The following is a 25,898-nucleotide window of genomic DNA, read 5'->3' as shown; positions in this document are numbered from 1 at the left end:
AGTACTTAAGTCATAACAAGATTATAATATTTCGAAAAATAAAAATGAACTTCAAAAACTTTATTGATCGGATTACCTACATGTAATGTACATGTTTTTTTCTTTGTTTATACCTATGCAAAAGATATCTTCATATGAAAGTGTAATACCAGTTGAGCTAAACGCTTTATATAAACTCTCTTGGGCTGAAAATACTAAAGTAATGTAATGTGTTATGTCCATTATCATGTCACTGGGAGTCGGGCATTTTAGGATCGTTTGACTTAAATCAATTGCTTTTTGAGTGGACATTATTTTTTCTATATCAACTCCTATACTTTGAACCTCATTTGAGTGTTTTATTGTAACCGCAGTTACAAAATTATTAGAGTGAGATATTGAACCAGCTATGTTTTTAGGCCATAAAACGGCTCCGTTGGAACTTTTTAGTCTCCAGTAATATTCTCCATCACGCAATAAGTTTTCTAATGCCGTAGCAGAACACACTCTACCAGCTAAAAACTCTATTTTTCTTCTTACTGGAAAGTATTAAATATCTTTTTTTAATTTTAATGGTAAATCATCAAAATTATTAATATTAAAATTATCTACTGAAAAATGGCAAAAAAATTGCGAGATATTTTGAGATCCTATAATAAAGTTTTTGGTGATAGGTTTAAAATAGCCAAAAATACGTTTGTATTGTTCTTGATTAACTTTATACATGATATGTGTTATCCTTTAGTTAGTTTAAGTTAATCGAATTACGTATATATGTATAGTCTTTACATATTGTTTATATTACTGTTTTTAATGACAAAGATGTTTATTTAGCAAGGATAAAATATCATGTTAGACAATGATTTGTTAGTTAAAGTGCACCGACAAAATTTATCTACATTGCTTTTTATAAACAATATCACGACGGATTGGCATCGTCACCCTTCTCTTCAATTGACAATATCATTGCACAATATGTCTTTTGAGCTAGAAACACCAGATGAAAAAAAAGATGTGTTTGGTTTTATTATTCAATCAAATGTTCCCCATAAACTGAGCGCACCAGATGTCTGTTGTATTAATTTACTTATTGGCCCAGAAGATCCCTATTATCACTTATTATCGCATTTTACTGAAAATAATCCTGTTTATTTTCTTACTAACAAAGAAGCATTAAAAATTGCCAGTTATTTTATAAAATCTGTTACTATTAGCCAACCATTTGAGCTTTATCACGTCTATAAGTTATTATGTGAGTCAGATCCTAATTGTTCATGTGATCAAGATAACCGCATTAATAAAGCAGTCTCTATTATTTCATCATTACCCATAAAGCAAATTTCATCGAGGGAAATCGCCGAAAAAATACACCTTTCTGAAAGTCGCTTTCTTCATCTTTTTCGTTCTGAGTTGGGTATTAATTTCAGGAGTTATCTATTGTGGAAAAGATTACAGGATGTAATTGATATACTCGACTCCCCTACAACACTGACAAAATTAGCCAATGATATGGGATTTTCTGATTCGGCTCATTTTAGCAGAACATGTTTATCTAGTTTGGGGCTGAGACCATCACAACTGAAACGAGCTTTAATAATTGATAATAATGATATTATGTGTGGAAAACATTACTGTTTGTACAGCGTATTTCAGGCATTACATACCTAAAATACGCTGTATTATCGTTTATATACTACTAACTGAATATAAAATTCTTCGTTTCAAAAATATTGACCAAAGATTGCATTTGATTAATCGCAATACCATTGAGTTGTATCAATCGTTCGCAACCACTTATACCTTGATGAATTAAGACTGAGTTAATACTTTCCAGATTAGATAAAACGACTAATTGCTCTAATGTAGCAACATCACGTATGTTTCCTTTTTGATCAGGATTGGCTTGTCGCCATTGTGCTGCTGTCATACCAAACAAAGCCATATTCAGTAAATCTGCTTCACTGGCATACACTTTCCCTGTCTGTGCATTTGTTAATTGTATCGGAATCAACTGTTCTTTAATGGCATCTGTATGTATGCGGTAATTGACCTTTGCCAAAGTACGTTGGAAATTCCATTCCAGTGACATTGCTTTGGCTTCTTCATCTTTAAATATTTGAAATTATTTAATTAGATAAAGCTTGAATTCAGGGCTGAGCCATAAGCCGAACTCAAAAGCAATATCTTTATGGGCATAAGTGCCACCGTAACGACCTGCCTTGGCTTGTAGGCCAATAGCTCCGATGACATCACTCCATTTCACAGCAAAGAGGTAGAAACTGTTCCGACCTGCTTCATTTTTAATTCCCTCGAATTCGAGGGAATTAAAACAGGAGTATTAATTTTTTCCCATACACCTAAAAATAGTACTGTGTCTTTATTTTTCAGCCATTGCTCAATTAAAGCACTACCACTCTCAAAGTTTTTCACCATATCAGTCAGTGAAATGTAATCTTACTCATGATTGTTTATAATCGTAACAGGTGTTCCTTGCACCACAATATTATGGCTTTTCTTGGTGTTTCCAATTGGCATATCAAAAACTCCTAATGGGTTTGATTGGTTCAACTTTATCAATGTATTTAACAAACTCAACAAAGAAAAGCTAAAATAGTTACCCAATAAATAATTTGAGACACTCAAAATTTAGGTTTAACTTTGAAAATAATATTATTTTACTCAAAATAAGTTCTATATTTGAACGTCCAACGGGATTTTATGGGAATTTTTTTAACGTATAAATATTATTAATAATCAATATTATATATTTAGTGACGGGTGGCTTTTATTTTTTCTGCGCTTCCACCATTTATTTTTATGGCAGAATCCACTGCAACGTAATAGAATCCACTAAAATCATGATAGTCATGCGGTTGCGTGGATTTTTTTATTTCCACTTTTTCATTAATCTTATACTCACTCAGAGCAATCCATTTCAATCCACGCTTTGAATGTATGCCAAAACGTCCACCGAAAAATACTCTAACTGTCTTGTATTTTTTTATTAAATTGGGTTATCTCCCTCTGCATAATTCAACGTATTATAAAAATTTGGAGTTTGCTGATGTTCCCCTAAATTTTATATTTTAGGGGAACAATCTTTGATGCATGATTGTTTATTATATAAAAACAATTTTGTATTATTCTAATGCCTTAATTGCATTGATAATTGCATTTACACCTGTTTCGACCTTACTACGCGGACAACCAATATTTAAACGTAAAAATTGATTGCCCTCAGGTCCATAGGTATAACCGGGCATAATAGCAACACCTTGTTCATGGATAAGGTTTTCTTGCAATTTTATATCATCGATGTTGAGCTTTCTTAAATCGATCCAAGCCAGATAAGTTGAATCAGGTATTGCATAATCTAGTTGTGGAAAAACATGATTCAATTGTTTGGCGACAAAATCTAAATTGTTATAAAGATAGTTTTTTAATTCATGTAGCCAGATATGCCCTTGTTTATAAGCTGCAATGGTAGCAACAAGTGAAAGCACGGCAGGAGAGGAAACTCCATCACAGGCCTTGATTTGATTTAGATAATTCTCTCTGGTTTTTTCGCATTGTATTAAACCATAAGCACCAGTTAAAGCCGGAATATTAAAGCTTTTCGACGCTGATGATAAGACAGCCCAACTATTTTTTCCATATTGACACCATGGATTATGAGAGCCTTTCCATACCATATCCATATGGATTTCATCACTAATAACATTGACGTGGTATTTTTCACATAATGCCGCGATGATCGCTAATTCTTCTTTTGACCAAACTTTACCTGTTGGATTATGAGGATTGCATAACAATAAAATTTTAACCTCTTTTTTCGCCAGTAATGTTTCAAGGTAGTTCATATCACAATACCAGCTATTATCTCTTTTGATTAAAGGGCAGGCTTCTATTTTACGTTTGTTACCAATAATTGTTTTATAAAATGCGTCGTAGGCAGGAGTATGAACGACAATACTGTCATTTTGTTGACTCCATAAGTTGATTAATTTAGCAACCATATAAATTACGGACGGGCCATATACAATCATATTGGTATCAATTGTTGCATTAAATTGTGATGAGTACCAATATTTGATTGCCTCAAGGTATTCTTCATTTTGCCAACGGCTATAACCCAGTACTCCATGGCTAATACGTCGATGTAATGCCTCTTCAATACATGGAGCAATTTTAAAATCCATATCAGAGATAGTAAAAGGAACTAAGTTAGCGATACCGAAACGGTCTTGCACATAGTCCCATTGTGTGCACCATGTACCTTTACGATCTATCGGGGTGTTAAAATCAAATAAGTTTGACAGAGCCATTATCGTATTCCTGTGTGATCTAAATAATAGTAGTGATACATTGACATTATCACTACCTAATTTCACTATTTATTGAGTCAAATATTGTTGCAATTCATCTTTAACTAACTGAACTTGTGGACCTATCACGACTTGCAAGTTATGTTCATTAAGACGAACAACTCCAATGGCTTTATTGGCTTTCAACTTCTGATCATCAACAATGTTAATATCTTTAACTGATAAACGCAGCCGAGTAATACAGTTATCTAAAGAAACGATGTTATCTGCACCGCCTAATGCTTCTAATATTTGAGCTGTATTATAGCCTGATTTGCTTGTGGTTGTTTGAGCATTGGTATTATTGTCGTTTTTACTTTCTACCTCTCGACCCGGTGTTTTGATATTGAAGTGTAAAATGAAGAATTTAAACACAAAGAAGTAAATCACAAACCAAACAGCTGCAATAACAGGAACCCAGTACCATTTTGTACTTGTACCATGTAAAATACCGAATACGACAAAATCGATAATGTTACCATCAGTATTACCAATTGTTACATCAAGTAACGACATTACCATAAAGCCGATTCCGGTTAATAAAGCATGAATCACGTATAAAACTGGGGCAATAAACAGAAACAAAAATTCTAATGGTTCAGTGATACCACCTACAGTACAGGCTACAACACCAGAAATGAGGAGCCCTTTAATTTTGCTTCTATTCTCAGGTTTAGCACAAACATACATTGCTAATGCGGCGCCAGGTAGCCCGCCTAGGAATGATGGCATTTTTCCTTGGGATAAAAATCGCGTCGCACTTTCAGAAAACCCAGTTGTTGTTGGGCATGATAATTGAGCTTGGAAAATGGTTAATGCGCCACTTACTGTCTCATTACAGACCTCCATAGTGCCACCAGCATCAGTAAAACGAATCAACGCAACAAGGATATGATGCAAACCAAAAGGTAATAATAAACGTTCGCCTGTACCAAAAATAAATGGACCAAATGCACCAGCACTATTAACAACATAACCCAAACCACTAATAGCTTTTGCAAAAAAAGGCCAAACGATAGGAACAAATAAACCTACTACGCCTAAAGTTAACATGGTAATAATTGGCACAAAACGATTACCACCAAAAAAAGCTAATGCATCGGGTAGACGAATTTTTCTAAAACGTTCATGTAAAAAATATACTATAATTCCTACAAAAATAGCACCTAAAATGCCCGTATTAATGGATTGAATACCAAGTACAGATTGAATGTCGTTGGCTCTTAATATATTAGGATCGTTTTGCGGTAAAATACCTACTATAGTAAGGTAGAAGTTAATACTTAAGCTTAATACGGTATAACCAACAAAACCTGAAAATGCAGCAACGCCCTTATCTTCTCTAGCGAGCCCTAAAGGAATGGCAATAGCAAACATTGCAGGAAGAAAGCTAAATGAGAATGATCCTATTTTGCTCATCCAAGTAAAAATAGCAATACATACGTGATTATCTAAAAAAGGTAATAGTTCTCGAACATCTTGGCTAGCAAGTGAACTGCCTATGCCTAGCATAATTCCAGAGAAAGAAAGTAAAGCGACTGGTAACATAAATGTTTTACCAAGGCTTTGAAAAAATTCCCAAAAAGTGACTTTGGTTGCTTTATTCGTCATAATTTTACCTAAAAGTTGAATGATTCCACTTAAATTAACATTTTCTTTACATTTAGGTAAAACGTTTTATCAAATATAAATGAGATGTATGTCACAAAATTAGAAAATATATTTAACTATAGGAAATTTAACTTAAAATGACTAAAATAATTATCAGATCTGAACTTAAGTGAATTTAATACGATGCGGAAACCCACAATTAATGATGTAGCCAAACATGCGAATGTTTCTGTTACTACTGTTTCACTCGCATTAAGTGGCAAAGGGCGAATATCTGATGTGACTGTTCAAAAAATTAATCAAGTCATAGATCAACTCGGTTATGTTCGTAATAAAAATGCAGCAAGGTTACGCAGTGGTCAATCGGCAATTATCGGTGTTATTGTTCGTGATATTAGAGACGCTTTTTATGCGAGTATTATTACCGGTATCAATGAAGTTTTCTCAAAGCAAGATTATATTCTTTTTTTGTTGCAATCAGATATGACAAAAGAAGGATTATTGAAAAGCGTCAATTCACTCATCGAACAAGATGTATCGGGTATTATTTTGGGGTATAGCGGAATACTAACCTACGATATTAAAACAATAACTGATAAGCACAAAATTCCCTTAGTCATTGTTGCTCAATCAAGTAGCTTAAGTAATATCTCGCAAATTTGCTCTGATAATCGATTAGGCGCAGAATTGGCAACAGAATACTTTATTGGCAAGGGATATCGTCAGATAGCTTATTTAGGAGGAAGAACAAATTCATTAACGCGAGCAGAACGTTTAGCCGGATTTGGTCATATTCTTGCAAAACATGGATTAAAATTTAGATCTGAATGGATAATACCTAATGAACGACCAGAATTATTGGATGATGTTAGCTTTTTGCTAAAACAGCATCCCAACGTTACCGCTTTTTTGTGTCATGATACGTCTGCAACCCTATCTTTAATTTTGAGTGCGTCTAAATTTGGTCGAACAATTGGTAAAGGGGGATTAGTGAGCTATTTGGAACCACAAGTGGAAATAATGAGTTTCGCTACTCAAGCCGAAATACAGATGGCAAAAAATTTAATCAGTTACGTCGACAATAAACCGATTGAAATTGGTCGTCAAGCCGCCTATACGTTACTGCGAAAGCAATTCACTATTGAGCAAATTATTATCTCACCTGAATTAGTTATTGATTAGTGGTTATTTTTCATTCATCGCATTTTTCATTGATATCTATTTTCTGTTTATTAACCTTTGCCTGAAAGTATAACCTCTTAATATAAGATTAGTTCGCTTTGGTTTGCTAATGAAGAAGCCGCAAAAAAGTATAGAAGAAGCAAAATCGTACAAGCTTAAAGGTTTAAATATATCAGATATTTTCAGATAGAGGGCTTATTATGTCAGATCATTATCAAATAATAACCGGAATAGTATCCGAACTAGAGATATTTGATACCGAGCAGCAGTTCCTAAAAACCCGCAAATTAGCCGGTTTACCTGCACTGGGATTATTCTTTTTAGGCGATGTGGTTGCCGCCGCAAGTCAATTAAATACCACTGATAGTAACGAAGAAGCGGCTGAATTTTTAAATAGTGTCCAATATTTCCGTTGTAAAATGGGGTCAAATATTATTGAAGGTATATTCTGTCGAGTCTTTTTTAATAATGGTGATCAGGTGGAAGTGGTGGTAGAACCTCGAAGTGATGGCAGTTATTTTGCTTATGCACTACGTCGATTAATTGATCATCGACTGTGGTTACATCCTTGGGCAACTAAAGGAACAAAAGCGGTAAATAAAAGTGCTTTAAAATTTGCAGTCCTATTAGCATCATTTTTTCTTATTGGGATAACTATTTCTGACTTAATTAGTATACCGATCTCGAAATATAGTTCTTTTTTTCGAGATTCTTTTATAGTAACAATAATTTTATATTTTTCCTTTATATTGTTTGTCTATTTTTTACATAAACGTTTCTCTGGCAAAGACTCTCACATTGCGGATAAAAACTTTGCCGCATTGGGCTATGCCGATCCTAAGCAAGTGGATATGGAGGCTGAGTTTTATAAATTTTATGCCTATCGAGACGAAAATTTACCAAATTTTTATGTTGATATCAACAGCGCCCAATATAAACAACAGCCCCCTGAAGGGGCTAAATGGGTCACTTTTTACCGCGAAGCGCCACCAATACCCGAGTATATTAAGGTGATTCGTACAGAAGATTATGATGAGTGAAAGTTAACAACTTGAGTTTGAGAAATATAGTTGAATCATAAGATTAACTATGTAATTTGCGTTTATAAGTCACTATCAAATTAACTTTTAACGGCGAACCTTAATTTGATAGCTAACTTTAAAATTCTGAATTTTAGGTGCAATTTGGGTAATTATACCCTATTCCTTAAATCGGCATTCAGCTAAAATTCGAAAGGTTTTAACTAAGCATAAGTGTCTTGCACAATTGAAACAATCGTAAATATTACCAAAATACGATAAGAATAATTGGGCTTGTTTTAATGATTTAAATTTACGCATTTTTTCTCGCTAAGTCGAGTTGGTTGGTGTTAGTTTTCAACGGGCACTGTCAAACTAACTCATCTTTTGTATAATCATAAAGATGAAAACAAGTAACACTATTTAAGCCATCGTTATTCAGTCACTATTATTAGTCATTGTGTTTGGCGCTATTATCGTTTTACGTTAAGCTGTCGTAATATTGAACTTGTCATGATACCAAAAGGCATCTCTGTGATTTATGCAGCCATTCATTATTGGTGCCTTAAATTTGGAAAACTTCATGCTAAACGAATTAAACATAGCAAATATTATGGCGATCATGTTTATATCAATAAAGTTCTTTGTAAAATTAACATTAAACGCGTTTACTTGTGGAGAGCCGTTGATCAAGGTAGTCAAACGATCGATGTGTTAGTTCAAGAAAAAAGCGAGAGTAAAGCAACCACAAAATTTATAACAAGGTAAACAGAATCGCCCCCATTTCAAAAGTAGTTACAGATGAACTTACAAAGTTAGATTAAATCTGTAAAAATATTACTTTCAACTCCCCCCTCCTGTTACGTATCATTATGTCAATAATAGAGCAGAAGCTGACACCTAGCGACAAGACTTAGAGAAAATTTTAAATTATTAAAGGAGGTACCGGAATTTCTATCTTGCTTTGCTAATATTTACGATTATTTTCACTGTACAAGATGCTTATGCTCAACTAAGACATTTAGAATTTTAGTCGAAGGTAGATTTAACGAATGGAATACTATTACCAAAGTTGTGCCTAAAATTCAAAACTAAAGGTTAATAGCTAAATTACAATTCATTGTTAAAAGCTAATTTGACGGTACCATTAATCGAAATAGATAAAAAAATCTTTGCAAATTATTTTATCAGGTTTAGCATAGTGAATATTGAAAAAAATAACAAATTGTGAAATTGCTAAGGAATTTGTATTGAATTAACTAAATTAAGCTATTCATCGAAACAGGGTATTTTTAAACAGTAGCAGATTTTAGACCATAGAATAAAAAAATAATTTTACGTAAAAAATTATTTATTTTGCTTTAATAAATATTAAATTTAATAAGGAAAAGTTATGTCAAACAGCTATCAAAATGAAGTTCCTCCTGCTCGTGTCAATATTCAATTAGACCTCCACACTGGTGGAGCTAAAAAGAAAATTGAATTACCGTTAAAAATTTTATCGATTGGTGATTATGGTCGTGGTAAAGATAAACGTTCATTATCCGAAAAAGAAAAAGTATCAATCAATAAGAATAATTTTGACGCCGTCTTAAAAGATTTTCGACCTGAAGCAACAATTAGTGTTCCTAACACCCTTGCTGATGATGGTAGTGATATCAGTATTAATCTAGCATTTGAATCAATGAATGATTTTTCCCCCGAACAAATTGCTAAGAGAATTCCACACCTTCGATCTTTACTCGCTATGCGTAATTTATTAAGAGATTTAAAGTCAAATTTGTTGGATAACGCTACATTTCGGTATGAATTAGAAAAAATTGTGAAAGATGAACAATTATCTGATGAACTTCGTACTGAATTAGAATCAATTGTATCTCAAAGCACTAACTAAATAGATATTTTTAATAAATCAGTTTAGCAAATTTCAGATTAGGATTCTTGTTTTGGATGGAAATATAAGGGAAAAGTTATGAATATGCAAAAGGAACAAAAAAATACGAGTAAATTAGAGTTAGACGATAATAGTAGTGTTTACCAATCTTTATTTAACAAAATCAATTTAAACCCGATTGAAAAAGCAGGAGAAATAGATAAATATGAAGACAATGACGTCTTGTTTGAGTCTTCACAAGATGAACGGGTTACAATGGCTGTTAACATTTTGCTTAAATTGATCAAAAATTCCTCTCAAAAAATCGAAAAACTAGATAAACATTTATTGGATTATCATATTAGCCAAATAGATCAGAAATTAAGCCGCCAACTTGATGCTGTTATGCACAATGAAACATTTCAAGAAATTGAAGCAACATGGCGTGGGTTAAAGTTTCTCGTCAACCGGACTGATTTTCGTCGCAATGTAAAAATTGAATTATTAGATGTATCAAAAGAAGAGCTTCGTCAAGATTTTGAGGATGCGCCAGAAATTATCCAAACAGGTTTTTATCGACATACTTATATTCAAGAATATGACACTCCCGGTGGAGAACCAATCGGTGTAACAATTTCAAATTATGAATTTGATCGTGGTCCACAAGATATTGCTTTATTACGCAATATCTCAAAAGTTGCTGCAGCAGCACATATGCCATTCGTGGGTTCAGTCGGCCCTAAATTCTTTGGTAAAGAGACCATGGAAGAAGTGGCGGCGATAAAAGATATTGCTAACTATTTTGATCGTGCAGAGTATACCAAATGGAATAGTTACCGTGATACAGACGACTCTCGTTATGTGGGGCTTACATTACCAAGAGTATTAGCGCGTTTACCTTATGGTCCTGATACTGTGCCAGTTCGTAGCTTTAACTATGTTGAGGACGTTAAAGGTCTAGAGCATAACCGTTATTTATGGGCTAATGCTTCATATGCTTTTGCTGCTAACATGGTGCAAAGCTTTATTCGCAACGGCTGGTGTGTTCAGATTCGAGGACCACAAGCAGGTGGGCTAGTTGAAGATCTACCAATACACCTTTACGATTTAGGAACGGGTAACCAAGTTAAGATTCCAACAGAAGTACTTATTCCTGAAACACGAGAATTTGAATTCGCAAATTTAGGCTTTATTCCCCTCTCTTTTTATAAAAATAGAGACTATGCATGCTTCTTTTCAGCTAATTCAACACAAAAACCAGCGCTTTATGATACAAAAGAAGCTACGGCTAATAGTCGTATTAATGCGCGCTTACCTTACATTTTCTTATTATCACGTATTGCACACTATTTAAAGGTGATTCAACGCGAAAATATTGGTGCAACGAAAGATCGCAGAGTATTAGAGCTTGAATTAAACAAATGGATTAGTAACCTTGTTACAGAAATGACCGATCCTAGTGATGAAGTTCAAGCCTCACATCCATTACGAGAAGCCAAAGTGATAGTTGAAGATATTGAGGATAATCCGGGGTTCTTCCGCGTTAAAACTTTTTTAATCCCTCATTTCCAGATTGAAGGAATGGATATTAATTTGTCGATGGTATCACAAATGCCAAAAGCCAAAGCGTAATATCATTTATATAAAAACTGGGAGTGTTAGGACACATGAAAATTTTTCGTCCTCTATGGAATGAGGGCGTCTTTTTGACGCCTCAACAATTTCAACAACAAATATTGTGGAACCAATTTTCCTCACAAAAATTAGCCACTATGTCGGTGGCTAATCCGTGGGGCATTGAAAAACTGATTATTGATACACAAGCTCTGACGGTAGATCGTCTTAAAATCGAATCAATCAGCATTCGTTTTCCTGATGGTGTGTTCATCAATACCGATGTTGCTGATAAGTTACCGGAAATCAGAGCACTTAATACCGATATACCGGTTGAGCTTGAAGAAGTTACTGTTTTTGTGGGCATTCCGTTATTGCAGGCTAATGGCGGAAACTGCTTACAAGATAATCAACTTCTTGAGAGACCGTTGCGTTATCGACAAGAATGGATTGAAGTAACCGACCTGTTTGGTCAAAATACTGAAACCATTGCCGTTGAACGTTATGCTTTAACATTTTTATTCGACTTTGAAGACCATAGCGATTATTTAACCTGTCCGATTGCAAAATTAAAACGAAATCTTAATGGCCAATTTGTCCTTGATTTTGACTATATTCCACCACTAGTGAATCTATTTACTCAAAGTGGAGCATTATTGAAAGAGTTAGAGCTACTCTGTGTTCAAATACAAGCAAAACGTCAGCGCTTGATGGGTATGCGTCATGAACGCAATCAACAAATGGCCGAATTTGCGATCGCTGATGTTTCTTTATTTTGGCTTTTAAATGCATTAAACACTTTTGAACCGCAGCTTAAGTTCTTGCGAGATAATCCGACTATCCATCCAGAAAATCTTTATCAAACGTTAACCGCATTAACAGGGGCTTTACTCACATTTTCATTGGCGAATGATGTTGATGGTATTCCCACTTATCAGCATACTACACTCAATGACGTGTTCCCTCCTCTTTTTGGATTAGTACGCAATTTATTAGAAGAAAGTTTACCTTCTCGCGTAATTAAAATTGATTTGGTTCATGACAAAGATACATTATGGACAGGAAGATTAAACGATTCTCGACTAGTTGAAGATGCTGATTTTTATCTCTCTGTTCGTTCAAGTATGCCGGGACATCAATTACAGTCACAATTTCCAATTTTATGTAAAGCTGGAGCACCTGATGATGTAAGGCAGATTATACATTCAGCTTTATCAGGAATCCCATTAAAAGCGCTGAGTCATGTGCCCGCGGCTATACCGATGCGTTTAGAGAATCAATATTTTGCATTAGATCTTTCACATGATGCAGCAAAAAATATGTTGCTAACGCGATGTTGTGAATTTTATGTGCCGAGGGCAATGCCTGATATTTCATTGGAATTGTTCGCTGTTTTGCGATCATAGGATAAACATTATGAGTATAGAACCCCAAAAACTGGTTATTGATGAGTTGTTAAGAGATTCAATCTTAGTGGTAGTACAACTAAAAGCTAAAGCAGATATTCCTTCTGGACATAAATTATACGAGCTTTGTAAGCAGCAGGTAATAACGGTTCGTGACAATTTATATAACGCCCAATATAGCCATGATGTAATTGACGATATTAGTTACGCTTTATGTGCATTATTAGATGAAACTGTCTTGCTTTGCCATCGAGATAACCCTAAAAATCAAGACTACGATGAATGGTTAGGTGCACCATTACAAGTTATTTTTTTTAATACTCATAATGCCGGTGATGATTTATTTGAAAAAATTCGAACACGATTGAAAGCGGATATAAAAGAGTTGTTAGTGTTGAGTTGTTTTGACCGAGTATTGGGATTAGGATTTCAAGGTCGTTATCTTGATAAACCTCAAATGGAACGAGAGCACCTCATTTTAGCATTGCGTGAAGCTGTACGCGAATATGAACCTGAACAATCACACCCGATAATTGAGCAGACACAAACTTTCCGGTATTGGGGGCGAAAAACTCTCTTATTATCTTGCACTGCATTATCGGTTTTTGCTGTTGTTGCACTCTATTTCATATTAAATGATCAACTTGATACATTGATTCAACAAATTGTCGGTTAAAAAGGTGTTTTATGAGCGATTACCCTAAGCGTATCCAAATTATCTACGCGGTTATATTAAGCTTATTGCTACTATTTGTTTTCTTACCGATAACTATTGGTTGGAAGATTATTGGCGCCATTCTAATTGTAGCAATTGCCAGCGGATTATTATGGCGAATGCAGCACTACCGACGAATACTTGCTTCATCAACAGCAAACATTCAGTTTTTGACACAAAAACTTGATTTATTGCCAGCAAGACAACGTTATCGTTTACCGATTTTATTGGTAACGGGGAGTGCTGCAAAAGATTTTTTTCCTCACGATTTATCATTGGCTGAATCGAATGTGTTAGTCTCATCTGAAGCGGTTTGGATCTATGTCGATGAGTACTCTCATCTTCCCATAGTCTATGATTCATTAATCGCGAAATGGCCGGACATGTTAGGGCGAGTAGGCATATTTCTTGCCCTTGCTCCCGAATTAGAAGATAAACAAGGATTATTGATCGCTAAATTGCAAGCATTTCGTCAATCTTGGGTTGACACTTGTCGCATAGCAAAATACCAAGTGCCTGTCTATTTATCAACCCATATTGGTTTTAACGATTTAATTTACGATGAACAAAATCCATTGCCGATTTACTGGTTTCAACTAGTCAATAAACAACTATACTTACTTGATCGTTACTTATCACCTATTAATAACTGGGTAAATGACATCAAAATTGCTTCAGATGAACGAGAACGGCGTTTGAGATTACGACCTTTTTTGAACGAAACGCAATCTTGGATTGAACGTATTGTGTTAGCGACGTTAGTCGATTCAAAACAACCTATCGCTAAATGTGTACCAACTGCTATGGCGATTTATCCCATTAATCAATCAGTAACCAACGATAATGTGATGCAGAAATTATGGGAAAGCTTGACCACATTGTCTCTTCCAAATACACATAAAATACAAGAAGTCGTCAGCCCGCCTGATGCATTAGTAAAATTTATGCCTATAGCATACCCATTCTCGCCAATTTGCACGATGATCTGTGGTTTAATCATGATTACATCTGTTTTTATGATCGGTTGTTTGGGCGCGTCGTTTTGGAATAATCTTAAACTTGCTGAGCAGATACAAAATGATATTCACCTTTACCAGCTCATTTCTATGGAATCTTATGAGGAAAAACGGCAAGCGCTTGAACAATTAAAAGAGGATAGAGCCATATTAAATCAATATTTAGCACAAGGTGAGCCGGTTCGTTTAGGAATGGGACTTTATCGAGGGCAACAATTGGTTAAACCATTAGATATTGCAATGAGTGATTATGTGGCAAAACCACCAGAGCCTGTAAAAATCATTGTCAAAGAAACCGAAGTAGTGATCAAAGATCCACCTCCCGTTATACGATTAGATAGTTTATCACTTTTTGAAAGTGGGCAGTCAAACCTAAAATCAGACTCAAGTAAAGTATTAGTTAACGCTTTAATGGAAATGAAAAAACAGATCAATGCTAATCAAGGCACTGGATGGCTTATTTTAATTACAGGTCATACTGATTCGACTGGTGATGAAAGCAAAAATATACAATTATCATTAGAGCGGGCGGTTGCAGTAAGAAACTGGATCATAAAAACAAGTGATATTCCTGAAACCTGTTTTGCGATACAAGGATATGGTGCTAAAAAGCCTTTAGTAAATAATGATACATTAGAAAATCGAGCAAAAAATCGACGAGTTGAAATTAGTTTAATTCCTCAAATGTCAAATTGTATTTTGGCAAATGAAGAATGAAAATGTGAAAAAAAAACCAACAAAAGGAGAAATACTATGGCAGTTCCAGCATATATGTTTTTAAAAGATGACGGTGGTGCAGATATTAAAGGTTCTGTAACCGTAGTCGGTCGTGAAGGTAGTGTTGAAGTTGTTGAGTTTGACCATAAAGTCTACATACCGACAGATGGCAATACAGGTAAATTAACAGGGACTCGTGTTCATAAAGCACTTGAATTTGTTAAAGAAGTAGATGCTTCATCGCCTTATCTCTATAAAGCAGTGACCACTGGTCAAAATTTAAAATCTGTTGAAATTAAATGGTACAAAATTAATGATGCAGGGCAAGAAGTTGAATATTTCAATACGTTAATGGATGGCGTGAAAGTAGTATCGATTAAACCTGAAATGCATAACATTAAAGATCCAACCAAAGAACAATATAACCATTTAGAACGTATTGAACTGCGTTATGAAAAAATAACGTGGACTTACAAAGATGGCAATATTATTCACTCAGACAGTTGGGTTGAAAACCGTGGCTAATGTCGCATCGGTTGATCCTGTTGAAAAACAGGTTCAACCATTATTGGTTTAACAATGAAATAATAAAAGGAATAGTCATGATTGCGGATCCCTCTGTGTTATTAAGAAGACTAAATCCCTATTGTGCCAAAGCACTTGAGTCAGCGGCTGGATTATGCCAAACACGCGCACATACGGAAATCACACTTGAGCATTGGTTATTAAAATTATTAGAACAAGGATCTGGCGATATTACGGTTATCACAAGGCACTATCAGCTGAATATGGATAACGTTTGGCAAGGATTACTCAGCTATTTGGATTCATTACCGCATACAATTAATAAAAAACCCAGTTTATCATCATCGTTGATTGCGATATTACAGTCAGCATGGTTAAAAGCCTCATTAGAAGATAATGAAGACATGATTCGCTCCGTGCATATTTTACAGGCACTACAAGAGATGCCTCATTGCTTAAAAGCGCAACAAGCATGGCCATTGTTAAGTCTATCGGTTATCTCATTACAAAAAATGCGTTCAATGTTAGATCAGATGTCTGATGAAAATCCAAGTAATCAATATAGTTATTCAACAGATGAGATCACCGTATCACTAGAGCAAGTAGATAAAGCGCCCCAAACGGATACTCCCGACAAGGATATACAGCCCAAAACGTCGCAATCTTCTACCTCAAATACTCATTCTAAGCAGAATCATCACCAAGCAGCACTGAATCGCTTCACTGAAGATGTCACTGAAAAAGCCAAAACTGGAAAAATTGATCCAGTATTTGGTCGTGATGATGAGATTCGTCAGATGGTGGATATTTTATCCCGTCGTCGTAAAAATAACCCCATTTTGGTAGGGGAACCAGGCGTCGGGAAAACCGCGCTAGTTGAAGGATTAGCATTGCGTATCGCTGAAGGTAATGTACCAACCAACCTTAAGGGTGTCAGTATACTTACACTCGATCTCGGTTTGCTTCAAGCTGGAGCCGGCGTTAAAGGTGAATTTGAACAAAGGCTGAAAAATGTTATTGACGCGGTTCAGCAATCTCAAGTACCGATATTATTGTTTATCGATGAAGCTCATACAATCATTGGTGCAGGAAATTCTGCCGGTGGTGCAGATGCCGCCAATTTGTTAAAACCAGCTCTAGCAAGGGGAGAATTGCGAACTATTGCTGCCACAACATGGTCGGAATATAAACAATATTTTGAGAAAGATGCCGCACTTGAACGACGTTTTCAAATGGTTAAAGTCGATGAACCCGATGATGAAAAAGCAAGCCTTATGTTACGCGGATTAAAATCACGATATGCGCAGCATCATGGTGTTCATATTCTTGATGAAGCAGTCAAAACTGCGGTGTCATTATCTCGACGTTATATTAGTGGTCGTCAATTACCCGACAAAGCCGTTGATCTATTAGATACCGCATCTGCCCGTGTTAGAATGGGGTTAGATACGATTCCTGAATCAATTACAAAAATTGAAGCTAAGATTGATGCACTCATTATCGAAAAAGAAGCCATTGAGGTTGATGTTTCCCTTGGCGAATCTGACGCAACAACGCGTCTAACCGATATTGATAGCCAATTAAGCCAATTACAGCAAAAATTAACTTTCGCAAAAACTCAATTCGAAAAAGAAAAGAAACAGGTTGAAACATTAATTGAGTTACGAAAAAAACTAACCCCTAAGGCTGATAAAAAAATCCGCAAGCAACTGGCCGAAGCTCAGCAAACATTAACTGAACTGCAAGGTACTGCACCATTATTGTCGTTAGATGTGGATAGTCGCACGGTATCTTCTGTCATTGCAGATTGGACGGGTGTTCCATTAGAAAGTCTATTAAAAGATGAACAAAGCCATTTATTGACACTTGAGGACGATCTTCGTTTACGTGTAGTAGGACAAGATAATGCGTTGTTTGAAATCGCCAAACGGATTCGAGCAGCTAAAACAGGACTCACTTCAGAAGAAGCCCCGATGGGGGTATTTTTACTCGTTGGGCCTTCCGGTGTAGGTAAAACTGAAACAGCTTTGGCACTGGCTGACACATTATTCGGTGGTCAACAATCGCTGATTACTATCAATATGTCTGAGTACCAAGAAGCACACACTGTCTCTCAACTCAAAGGATCACCTCCTGGCTATGTCGGATATGGTCAAGGTGGCGTTTTGACAGAAGCTGTCAGAAAACGGCCTTATAGCGTAGTTTTATTAGATGAAGTTGAAAAAGCACATCGCGACGTGCTTAACTTATTTTATCAAGTTTTTGACCGTGGATTTATGCGAGATGGAGAAGGTCGGGAAATTGATTTTCGCAACACATTAATTCTTATGACGTCGAATCTGGGTAGCGATGAACTTATGGCACTTTTTGAACAAATGCCTGATGCAGATCTAGCTACACAGCATGAATTATTACGTCCAATTATTCGAGAACACTTTCAACCAGCACTGCTTGCACGTTTTCAAACTGTTATTTTCACACCGCTAGCAAACGATTCATTACGACATATTGTGAAAATGAAATTAGACAATGTGGCTTCACGGTTACAAAAACATTATAAAATCGATTTTAATGTGGGCGAACAACTCTACGATCAATTGGTTGCTGCATGTTTATTACCAGATACTGGAGCAAGAAATATTGATAGTATTTTAAATCAACAAATTTTACCGGTGGTATCAAACCTTCTCTTGCAAAGAGATAGTCATCATCCTGATACAACACAAACATTAATTCTCGACTTTGATAAAAGCGAGGGCATTGTACTTGAGTGGGCCAAACAGCCAAATCAGAAAGCTAAATCGAAAAAAGCGCAGACAACTAAATCGATAAAAGTAGCTCCTGTGAAAACTATCAAAAATAGTAATAAACCAAAAAGCAAGATGAAATAGAAAGGAGATAAATGTGGTACAGGTATTTAATCAACTTACCAATCTGTTAAGTGAAAAATTGGTTAACGGATTATCGTCAGTGAGTCATAATCGTTATACGTTAACGGTTGATGGCCTGTTATCGCCTATCTCGATCTTAAACGTTGAGGGCGAAGAGCAGCTTAACCAACCTTGGCATTATGTCATCACATTTACTAGTAGTGATAAAGCATTGTCAATTGATGCCGTGTTAAATCAGCCCGCTTCGTTTACCTTTAATCCAGTTAGCCCCAATGCCTTAACCACAGCGCTGAGCTCCCTTAGTGCTATGACGTCACAAAGTCAATCACGGATCTGTTATGGTATAATTACGGCATTTAATCAATTATCTTTTAATAAAGATGAGGCACATTATTCGGTTGTTTTATCCTCGCGCCTTGCCCTACTCTCATTGAATCGAAACAGTACCATCTTTCAAAACCAAAGTGTGGTTAATGTGGTTGAAGAAGTGCTTCGTAATCATGGTTTTACTGGTGTTGATTATCGGCTTATGCTTAAAGAGAGCTACCCTGCTCGTGAATTTATTACTCAATGGCAAGAGAGTGACCTTGAGTTTATTCAGCGACTACTGAGTGATGTGGGTATTTGGTTTCGCTTTGAAAGTCATGCTGAGCATCACTGTGATGTGTTGGTGCTCAGTGATTATGAACAAGGCCATCACAATGCTGGGAGCATTGATTATAAACTGCCAACAGGTACACTCGATGCGGGTACCGAAAGTGTGTGGGATATGTCACTGCACAGTCAAACCGTTGAATCGTCAATTAAAGTACAAGACTATAACTACCGTGATGCACAAATGAATTTACAAGGCGAAGTCAGTACACAGAAGGAAGCAACCACCACCTATGGCACCGATTACCGATATGGCGAGCACTATAAACGCCAAAGTAGTAGTAATAGTGATGAGAGTAGTACTTCAGAAAATGCCAGTACTACAAGTATAAATAATGATAACAATTCAGCAAATCGAAAGAGCGACAGCGTTATTGAAACTGGCCAATGGTATGCGCGTATTCGCCATGAACATGTCATTAGTCAGCAGATAATCATCAAAGGAAAAAGTAATTCTTATTCTTTATCACCCGGACAACATATTCGTATTGATGATAATCCATTGCCTGAGATGCAAGAAGGCTTTGTCATTTTGAGCGTGAGTGGTCAAGGTAACCGCTCTGATGCAGATGTTCTCTGTTGTGGAGCAAGATATCGACCAACAAGGACTAGTATATGTCTAATGATTATCAAGTATTAAAAGGTACGGTGAGTCAATTAGTTGTAACTAATGACGAAAAAGAGATGCGTTCAGACCATATCGGTTTAATAAACCTTATTGGTATTATTATACTAGGTTTTTTTGAAGTAATCGTCTCAACAGCATCTATTCTCGGTTCATTAACCAGTGGTAGCGTAAAAATAGCTGGGCAAGGTTTTTGTTGTTATATCGGTAGCAAATGGGTGGAAGGTAAACTGGTTGGTGTCGGTTTTAAAGACGGTGATTATATTGAAGTGATTGTCAAACCACAAAAAAATAATAGCTATAAAGCCTATGCCGTACGACTACCGCAGCAACAAGCTCTCTTTTTTCCCCGCTCTGTTGGTGCCACAACTTTACATTTATTGAAATATTGCGCTGTTTTTTCTGCTGGCATTTGTGTCTTTTCTTTAGTTGTCCTTTTCTTTGTGTCATTTATTTCTGGCAATCTTTTAAACGACGCAGTTGATAATATTGTAATTTCTTTTTCTTTTTCTATTCTGATTCTTTTTATATTCTTTTTTATGTTCGGTGGTCATTACTCTTTTCTAAGTAATAAAATATACGCCATTTGGGGTTATCCTAAACCGTGGCTATTTAATAGTGTCAAAGAAAATCTTCAGTTTAAAAAAATGAACCGTAATGGCGATCCAATATTATTTGATGACCCACAAACGCCAGATTTTAAAAAGCTAACGAAATATAATCCTTATGCCGATTATTATTGTCGGACGCCAATTTTACCAGATTGGGTAACTGTGTTAGATGAAAGAGGTAAACAGCCTAAAGATGATGTTATTACACGAAATGAGACAACACGAAATGAGACATAGTCCAATAGTTGAATAATAGTACAGACCATTTCATTCACGTTTGAAGTACAAAGGTTATTGATAATAGATAAGTTAAGTAACATGGAGTAGTAAAAATGGGAAAAAATGTGGTTAGATTAGGTGACCCAACAACACATGGTGGAGCGGTAATTTCGGTTTCATCAACAATGACTGTTGAAGGCAAACCTGTTGCGTTGATTGGCGATCTAGTGAGTTGCCCTAAAAAAGGGCATGGTGTTAACAAAATTATTGAAGGATCTCAAACTTGCTTCTCTGATGGTAAAGTTGTGGTAATTGACCAGTGTTTATGTGAATGTGGTTGTAAAGTACTTTCAACCATTCACAGTATGGAGATGGAGTAATATCATGTCTTGGCCTAAACCTAAAGTGATTGACACGTTAAAACCACCTGTAAAGTTACATCTAGGGCGATGGTTCTTATTTTTTATAGTATTGATATTTACTACCGGCATAATACTTGCTTTGATGTGGCCAAATAATGATTACAGCAAACAATGGACATTTTGGGCTGGTACAATATTTATACCATCAATGATTGGTGGTATTGCAATTGGTATTCGTTTTTATCTCTATGGCCTAGCACAAGAAGAATATGAAATATGGCAACATGAGCAGAAACATATTACACAAAATTGGCAAGCATGGGCAATGAAATCATTAGTGGTTATTGATAGTTATTATCATTTACCTAATCAAATAAGCCTACAACAACTAATAAAAGGTAGTGCTGATTTAGAGAATCAAATCAATAAATCATTAGCATTTAATGATATAGTAAAATTCTATCTACACATTGAAGATCTGTTTTTTTCTATCCGACATCAATTATCTATCATCCCTGTGACTGAGCGCATCAATATCACTCTGTATTCATCAAGTGACGCTTACAATTATGTCAATGATGATATTCATCGCGCCTATAGTGCAGCAAAAATAGAACAACCTTATACAATCACTCATCAGTTTATGCCTTCTGCTAATCTCGACAAATTGACAGAATGGATTGACTCGACTCAAACTGACTTACAGCTAGTGATTATTAATAACACTATTTCATCAGGTACTGCTTTCCTATGTGCTTTTTTATTGATGGATAAACAACATTATCTTGATTTGGCAATTGATATTGCACGAAGTGAAATATTACGGCCAATGGTAACTGACGATCTATCTATCGGTATTAATCAGATGGTTGAGATACAACCTGCAATAAATCAAATAAATCAACTATGGATTAACAACTTGGATTTCAAACAAGAAGTCAATATTACCAAACATTTAGCTGAATTGAACATCTCTCCAGAACAGATATATAAATTAGAAAGCCTCGCAGGTGAGCAAACTGAACTTTCTTATTGGCTTTCATTGGCGCTAGGATGCGAGATGATAACTAAAACAAAACAAAATAATTTAATTGCTGCAAAAAGCCAAAATCAATGGCTATTTTCAGTGGTGACAGCAGTAAGCGAGGAATCATAAATGAAAAATAAATGGAAAAAAATTGGATTAATTTTCATTATATCATTGGCCGCATCATTATTCGCTGTTGTTCTCTTTTTGTGGGGAACTTGGTTAGGTTACCCAACAACAGGACAAAAAATTACCGTTTGGTTACAAGTGATGCTATTGTTATTCGGCATATTATTGACACCGACCATTATTACCAACAGTCGTAAAATATGGGCTAAAGATAAAGCCGAGCGTGAATCTTTAAACCCTATTGAACCTAAAAAATCAGAAAAACCACTGCCATTTCCTGAATTTTTAGAGATAAAAAAGCAGTGTCGCAATCGTTCAGGATTGCTTTGGCGATATAAAATTCGCAAATGTTTAGTACTGGGTTCTTCTTCTGAAGTTCAACAATTATTACCTAATTTGCCTACTGAACTCTGGCAATTATGCGATAACACCTTAATGGTTTATGGTGGTGATATTCAAGATGAAGTGAATACTCCATGGTTGCAAGCGTTAAAAACACAGTTTTCACGTTGTATTCCTTTTTTACAAAAACCACTTGATGCGTTAATTTTAGTCCTACCTAAGCATTATCTTGACAATACACGACATCAACAATTAGCGCTTGAAAAGGATATATTACAACTGCAAACTCGTAATAAAGTATTAAATTGGTCTGCGCCAGTTTATTTAGTTGCGGGGCAAAGTTGTGAATGGTCACAAGCTGGACGCGTGGAGCAAAGCGTTGGTCTGCTTTTTCCATCATTAAAGAAAGATAAGATGGAATCTGTTGTGGTATCGCTGAATCAATTGGCTAAAGAGTGTTGCCAACGTGGCGTACAGCAGATTAAAAAAAATACCCATTACTCTTTTTTACTTAAACTGAGTCAGGATTTAGTTAAATGTGATATCAATAACATTACACGTTATTTAACGTCGCTCATTTCATACCCTTATTCCCCACATGTTCGCGGACTTTTTTTTACACCTTATCAGTTATCTCAGATAGAAGATCAACCGCTTTTTGAACATTATTTGTCAATGACCCCAACATTGGAGTCAATTAGCGATGATGCTCAATTACAATTAGGGCAACGAATGGGCATTCAATGGGGAACCTTATCTTGTTATGTTTTACTTATGTCCATGGCAGTGACTGGCGTGGCATTACTCACGTCATATTACCGTAATGCCTCACTAATTGATGATAGCTTTGAACTTGTTAAAAAAGCCGATGAATCTGTTACACAAGATTATGTCATTCAACTACAAACACAATATGAGTTGCAACAACGATTAGAACAACTACTTTATCGTCAGAAAAAAGGTGCACCTTTATCTTATCGATTTGGTTTGAATCATAATGATGCTTTGTTAAATAAATTATGGTTTAGCTATCAGGTGAATAATTCGCGTAATATTGCTACACCATTTTATAAACATATGACCGACTACCTAACCTTGCTCACAGGGTTACCACCTAATGATCCGAATCGCAAAAAATTAGTCGATTCGGCCTATGATGTGTTAAAAGCTTATTTAATGATGAACCATCCTGACAAAAGTGATGGAGTGTATTTGAGTCAATTTGCCGCAAAAATATGGCGAGCACCTGAAGGCATCAGTGATGGTGATTGGCAGCGATTAATGCCAGAATTAGTTCGATTTTGGGGACAAACACTCAATTCACACCCTGATTGGGCACAACAAAACGATCCTCGTTTAGTCAAAGATGTTAGGCAAATTTTAATTAACCGAATTGGTGTTAAAAATGCCGTTAACACGCTTTATCAAGAGATAATTCAACGAGCAAGTCAACATTATGCAAATCAAAATCTGAATCAAATACTAGAAGGATTAGATAGTCGATTACTATTTTCCAGTAATGTTGACATACCCGGTGTTTATACGAGAAAAGCGTGGGAAGAGACAATAAAAGATGAAATTGATGATGTTGCTAAATCACGACAAGAGCAAATCGATTGGGTGTTAAGTGATAGTGATAGTGATAGTGAAAGCAAATTAACAGAATCCATTTCACCCCAAACACTAAAACAACAACTTACAGAACGATATTTTAGTGAATATGGTATGGCTTGGTTACATTTTTTAAATACTATTCAGTGGAATCAAACCAATAATGTTTCAGATGTGATCGAACAGCTAACTCTACTGGCGGATACTCGGCAATCTCCTTTAATTGCATTAATGAATGTAGTCAAATACCAATCAGAAGTATCTTATAGCGGAGGCAGCTTGTCAGATAATTTACTACGTTCTGCCCAAGAGTTAATGAGCAACAAATCACCAACGGGGTTACCAAAAAATAACGATACCTCTAAGCCATTAGCGGCTACATTTTTACCTATAACCAGTTTGCTTCAAAATGACAATACGAATGGGCTCTCTTTGCAAACATACCTATTACGAGTTACGCAGGCTCGACTAAAATTGCAAAATGTCGTAAATAGTGCCGATCCTCAATTAAGAATGCAAGAATTGGCAAAAAGTGTTTTTAAAGGTACTTCTGTCGATTTAACTGAAACGCGAGATTATGGCAATTTAATCGCGGCAAATCTTGGCGAAGAATGGTCTGGTTTTGGCTACAGCTTATTTAAGCAGCCGTTAGAACAATCATGGCAAGTAGTATTAGCTCCAGCCTCAATGAGTTTCAATAATATTTGGCAAGATTATGTTGTAAGTCAATGGGAAAAATCTTTTGCCGGCCGTTACCCGTTTAAAGATAGTGAAAATGAAGCATCATTAGCTGAATTGGCTCGCTTTTTGCGTGCTGATACTGGAGTTATTGATCGTTTTATTGCAAATGAATTAAACGGTGTATTAGAAAAAAAAGGTGGAAGCTGGGTTATTAATACCGCAAATGCACAAGGACTTAATTTTTCGCCAAAGTTTATTGAGACACTTACACTCTTTAATGAAATTTCGACTGAATTATTACCATCGGGTGATCTCTCTTTTTCATTTGATTTAATGCCTCGAAGTGGCAGCAATATTACTCGAACCGAATTAGCGATTAATAAACAGAAATTGGAGTATTTCAATCAAATCCCTGTATGGCAGAGTTTTAATTGGCCTAGTAATGGATATACAACTTATTCACACCTTAGTTGGAGCAGTGACACATCCGGACTACGGCTTTATGGTTATTATAGTGGTGATTGGGCATGGATACGTCTACTAGAATCAGCATCAGTAAAGCCTTTAGATTCAAGTCGCTATGAACTGATCTGGAATGCGCCGGATGAACATAAATTACGGTTCATTTTACGAACACAGTTAGGAGGTGGTCCGTTGACGTTACTGAAATTACGTAATTTTTCATTACCACGAACCGTTTTTGAATAATAATGAAACAAAATAAT

General features: G+C 35.7%; 20 protein-coding genes and 1 pseudogene. 16 read left to right on the top strand and 5 right to left on the bottom strand.

Features of this window, described 5'->3' with window-relative positions; translation table 11 throughout:
- Positions 1-72 precede the first annotated feature (72 nt).
- Both DKK79_RS03770 and DKK79_RS14440 read right to left on the bottom strand, forming a co-directional pair.
- Complete coding sequence (locus tag DKK79_RS03770; RefSeq protein WP_258363436.1) at positions 73-507, bottom strand: 4'-phosphopantetheinyl transferase family protein; 435 nt, start codon at positions 505-507, stop codon at positions 73-75.
- 21 nt (positions 508-528) lie between these two features.
- Positions 529-705 (bottom strand): hypothetical protein, encoded by a 177-nt coding sequence (locus DKK79_RS14440; RefSeq protein ID WP_181415222.1) that lies wholly within the window; start codon positions 703-705, stop codon positions 529-531.
- 123 nt (positions 706-828) lie between these two features.
- On the opposite strand from DKK79_RS14440, the gene DKK79_RS03765 reads away from it, so the two are divergent.
- Positions 829-1,647: a helix-turn-helix domain-containing protein gene (locus DKK79_RS03765; protein WP_110422905.1), complete on the top strand. Its 819-nt coding sequence runs from the start codon at positions 829-831 to the stop codon at positions 1,645-1,647.
- Positions 1,648-1,675: 28 nt separating this feature from the next.
- On the opposite strand, the pseudogene DKK79_RS14840 reads toward DKK79_RS03765, so the two are convergent.
- From DKK79_RS14840 to malX, 3 genes and pseudogenes are all read right to left on the bottom strand, one after another.
- Positions 1,676-2,427: pseudogene (locus DKK79_RS14840) on the bottom strand (KilA-N domain-containing protein).
- 692 nt (positions 2,428-3,119) lie between these two features.
- Positions 3,120-4,304 carry a MalY/PatB family protein gene (locus tag DKK79_RS03755; RefSeq protein ID WP_110422904.1) on the bottom strand — a complete coding sequence of 395 codons (1,185 nt, stop codon included), beginning with the start codon at positions 4,302-4,304 and terminating at the stop codon, positions 3,120-3,122.
- A 69-nt stretch (positions 4,305-4,373) separates the two neighbouring features.
- Positions 4,374-5,954 (bottom strand): maltose/glucose-specific PTS transporter subunit IIBC, encoded by a 1,581-nt coding sequence (gene malX / locus DKK79_RS03750; protein ID WP_110422903.1) that lies wholly within the window; start codon positions 5,952-5,954, stop codon positions 4,374-4,376.
- 183 nt (positions 5,955-6,137) lie between these two features.
- Between malX and malI the strand changes: the two genes are divergently transcribed.
- The 15 genes from malI (at position 6,138) to DKK79_RS03670 (ending at position 25,881) form a co-directional block, all read left to right on the top strand.
- The gene (gene malI, locus DKK79_RS03745; protein WP_034883107.1) at positions 6,138-7,136 is read left to right on the top strand and encodes a Mal regulon transcriptional regulator MalI; all 999 of its coding nucleotides are present in this window, start codon (positions 6,138-6,140) and stop codon (positions 7,134-7,136) included.
- A gap of 200 nt (positions 7,137-7,336) precedes the next feature.
- Entirely contained in the window at positions 7,337-8,176 is an 840-nt protein-coding gene (locus tag DKK79_RS03740; protein ID WP_110422902.1) for a putative type VI secretion system effector, read from the top strand.
- Between the two features lie 492 nt (positions 8,177-8,668).
- Positions 8,669-8,923, top strand: coding sequence for a DDE-type integrase/transposase/recombinase (locus DKK79_RS14835; protein ID WP_110422901.1), 255 nt, complete (start codon positions 8,669-8,671; stop codon positions 8,921-8,923).
- A gap of 625 nt (positions 8,924-9,548) precedes the next feature.
- Positions 9,549-10,049, top strand: coding sequence for a type VI secretion system contractile sheath small subunit (gene tssB, locus DKK79_RS03725; RefSeq protein WP_110422900.1), 501 nt, complete (start codon positions 9,549-9,551; stop codon positions 10,047-10,049).
- 78 nt (positions 10,050-10,127) lie between these two features.
- Positions 10,128-11,660 carry a type VI secretion system contractile sheath large subunit gene (tssC, locus tag DKK79_RS03720; protein ID WP_220018996.1) on the top strand — a complete coding sequence of 511 codons (1,533 nt, stop codon included), beginning with the start codon at positions 10,128-10,130 and terminating at the stop codon, positions 11,658-11,660.
- A gap of 35 nt (positions 11,661-11,695) precedes the next feature.
- Entirely contained in the window at positions 11,696-13,048 is a 1,353-nt protein-coding gene (gene tssK, locus DKK79_RS03715; protein WP_110422899.1) for a type VI secretion system baseplate subunit TssK, read from the top strand.
- 10 nt (positions 13,049-13,058) lie between these two features.
- The gene (tssL, locus tag DKK79_RS03710) at positions 13,059-13,724 is read left to right on the top strand and encodes a type VI secretion system protein TssL, short form (protein ID WP_181415221.1); all 666 of its coding nucleotides are present in this window, start codon (positions 13,059-13,061) and stop codon (positions 13,722-13,724) included.
- Between the two features lie 11 nt (positions 13,725-13,735).
- On the top strand, positions 13,736-15,496 hold the full coding sequence (locus tag DKK79_RS03705) for an OmpA family protein (RefSeq protein WP_110422897.1): 1,761 nt from the start codon (positions 13,736-13,738) through the stop codon (positions 15,494-15,496).
- Between the two features lie 36 nt (positions 15,497-15,532).
- Positions 15,533-16,021, top strand: a complete 489-nt coding sequence (locus tag DKK79_RS03700; RefSeq protein ID WP_110422896.1) for an Hcp family type VI secretion system effector — start codon at positions 15,533-15,535, stop codon at positions 16,019-16,021.
- A 77-nt stretch (positions 16,022-16,098) separates the two neighbouring features.
- Complete coding sequence (gene tssH, locus DKK79_RS03695; RefSeq protein ID WP_110422895.1) at positions 16,099-18,912, top strand: type VI secretion system ATPase TssH; 2,814 nt, start codon at positions 16,099-16,101, stop codon at positions 18,910-18,912.
- Between the two features lie 13 nt (positions 18,913-18,925).
- Positions 18,926-20,206: a type VI secretion system Vgr family protein gene (locus DKK79_RS03690; RefSeq protein WP_181415220.1), complete on the top strand. Its 1,281-nt coding sequence runs from the start codon at positions 18,926-18,928 to the stop codon at positions 20,204-20,206.
- Positions 20,182-21,039: a hypothetical protein gene (locus DKK79_RS03685; RefSeq protein WP_110422893.1), complete on the top strand. Its 858-nt coding sequence runs from the start codon at positions 20,182-20,184 to the stop codon at positions 21,037-21,039. Before DKK79_RS03690 ends, DKK79_RS03685 begins: the two co-directional genes overlap by 25 nt.
- A 95-nt stretch (positions 21,040-21,134) precedes the next feature.
- Entirely contained in the window at positions 21,135-21,401 is a 267-nt protein-coding gene (locus tag DKK79_RS03680) for a PAAR domain-containing protein (protein WP_110422892.1), read from the top strand.
- Between the two features lie 4 nt (positions 21,402-21,405).
- Positions 21,406-22,539, top strand: a complete 1,134-nt coding sequence (locus tag DKK79_RS03675; RefSeq protein WP_110422891.1) for a hypothetical protein — start codon at positions 21,406-21,408, stop codon at positions 22,537-22,539.
- Positions 22,540-25,881, top strand: coding sequence for an ImcF-related family protein (locus tag DKK79_RS03670; protein ID WP_110422890.1), 3,342 nt, complete (start codon positions 22,540-22,542; stop codon positions 25,879-25,881).
- Positions 25,882-25,898 lie beyond the last annotated feature (17 nt).

It is taken from the genome of Gilliamella apicola (assembly GCF_003202915.1).
Classification (GTDB): domain Bacteria; phylum Pseudomonadota; class Gammaproteobacteria; order Enterobacterales; family Orbaceae; genus Gilliamella; species Gilliamella apicola_Q.
The sequence above is the reverse complement of the archived record's forward strand: the minus strand, read 5'-3'. Positions and strand labels throughout refer to the sequence as shown.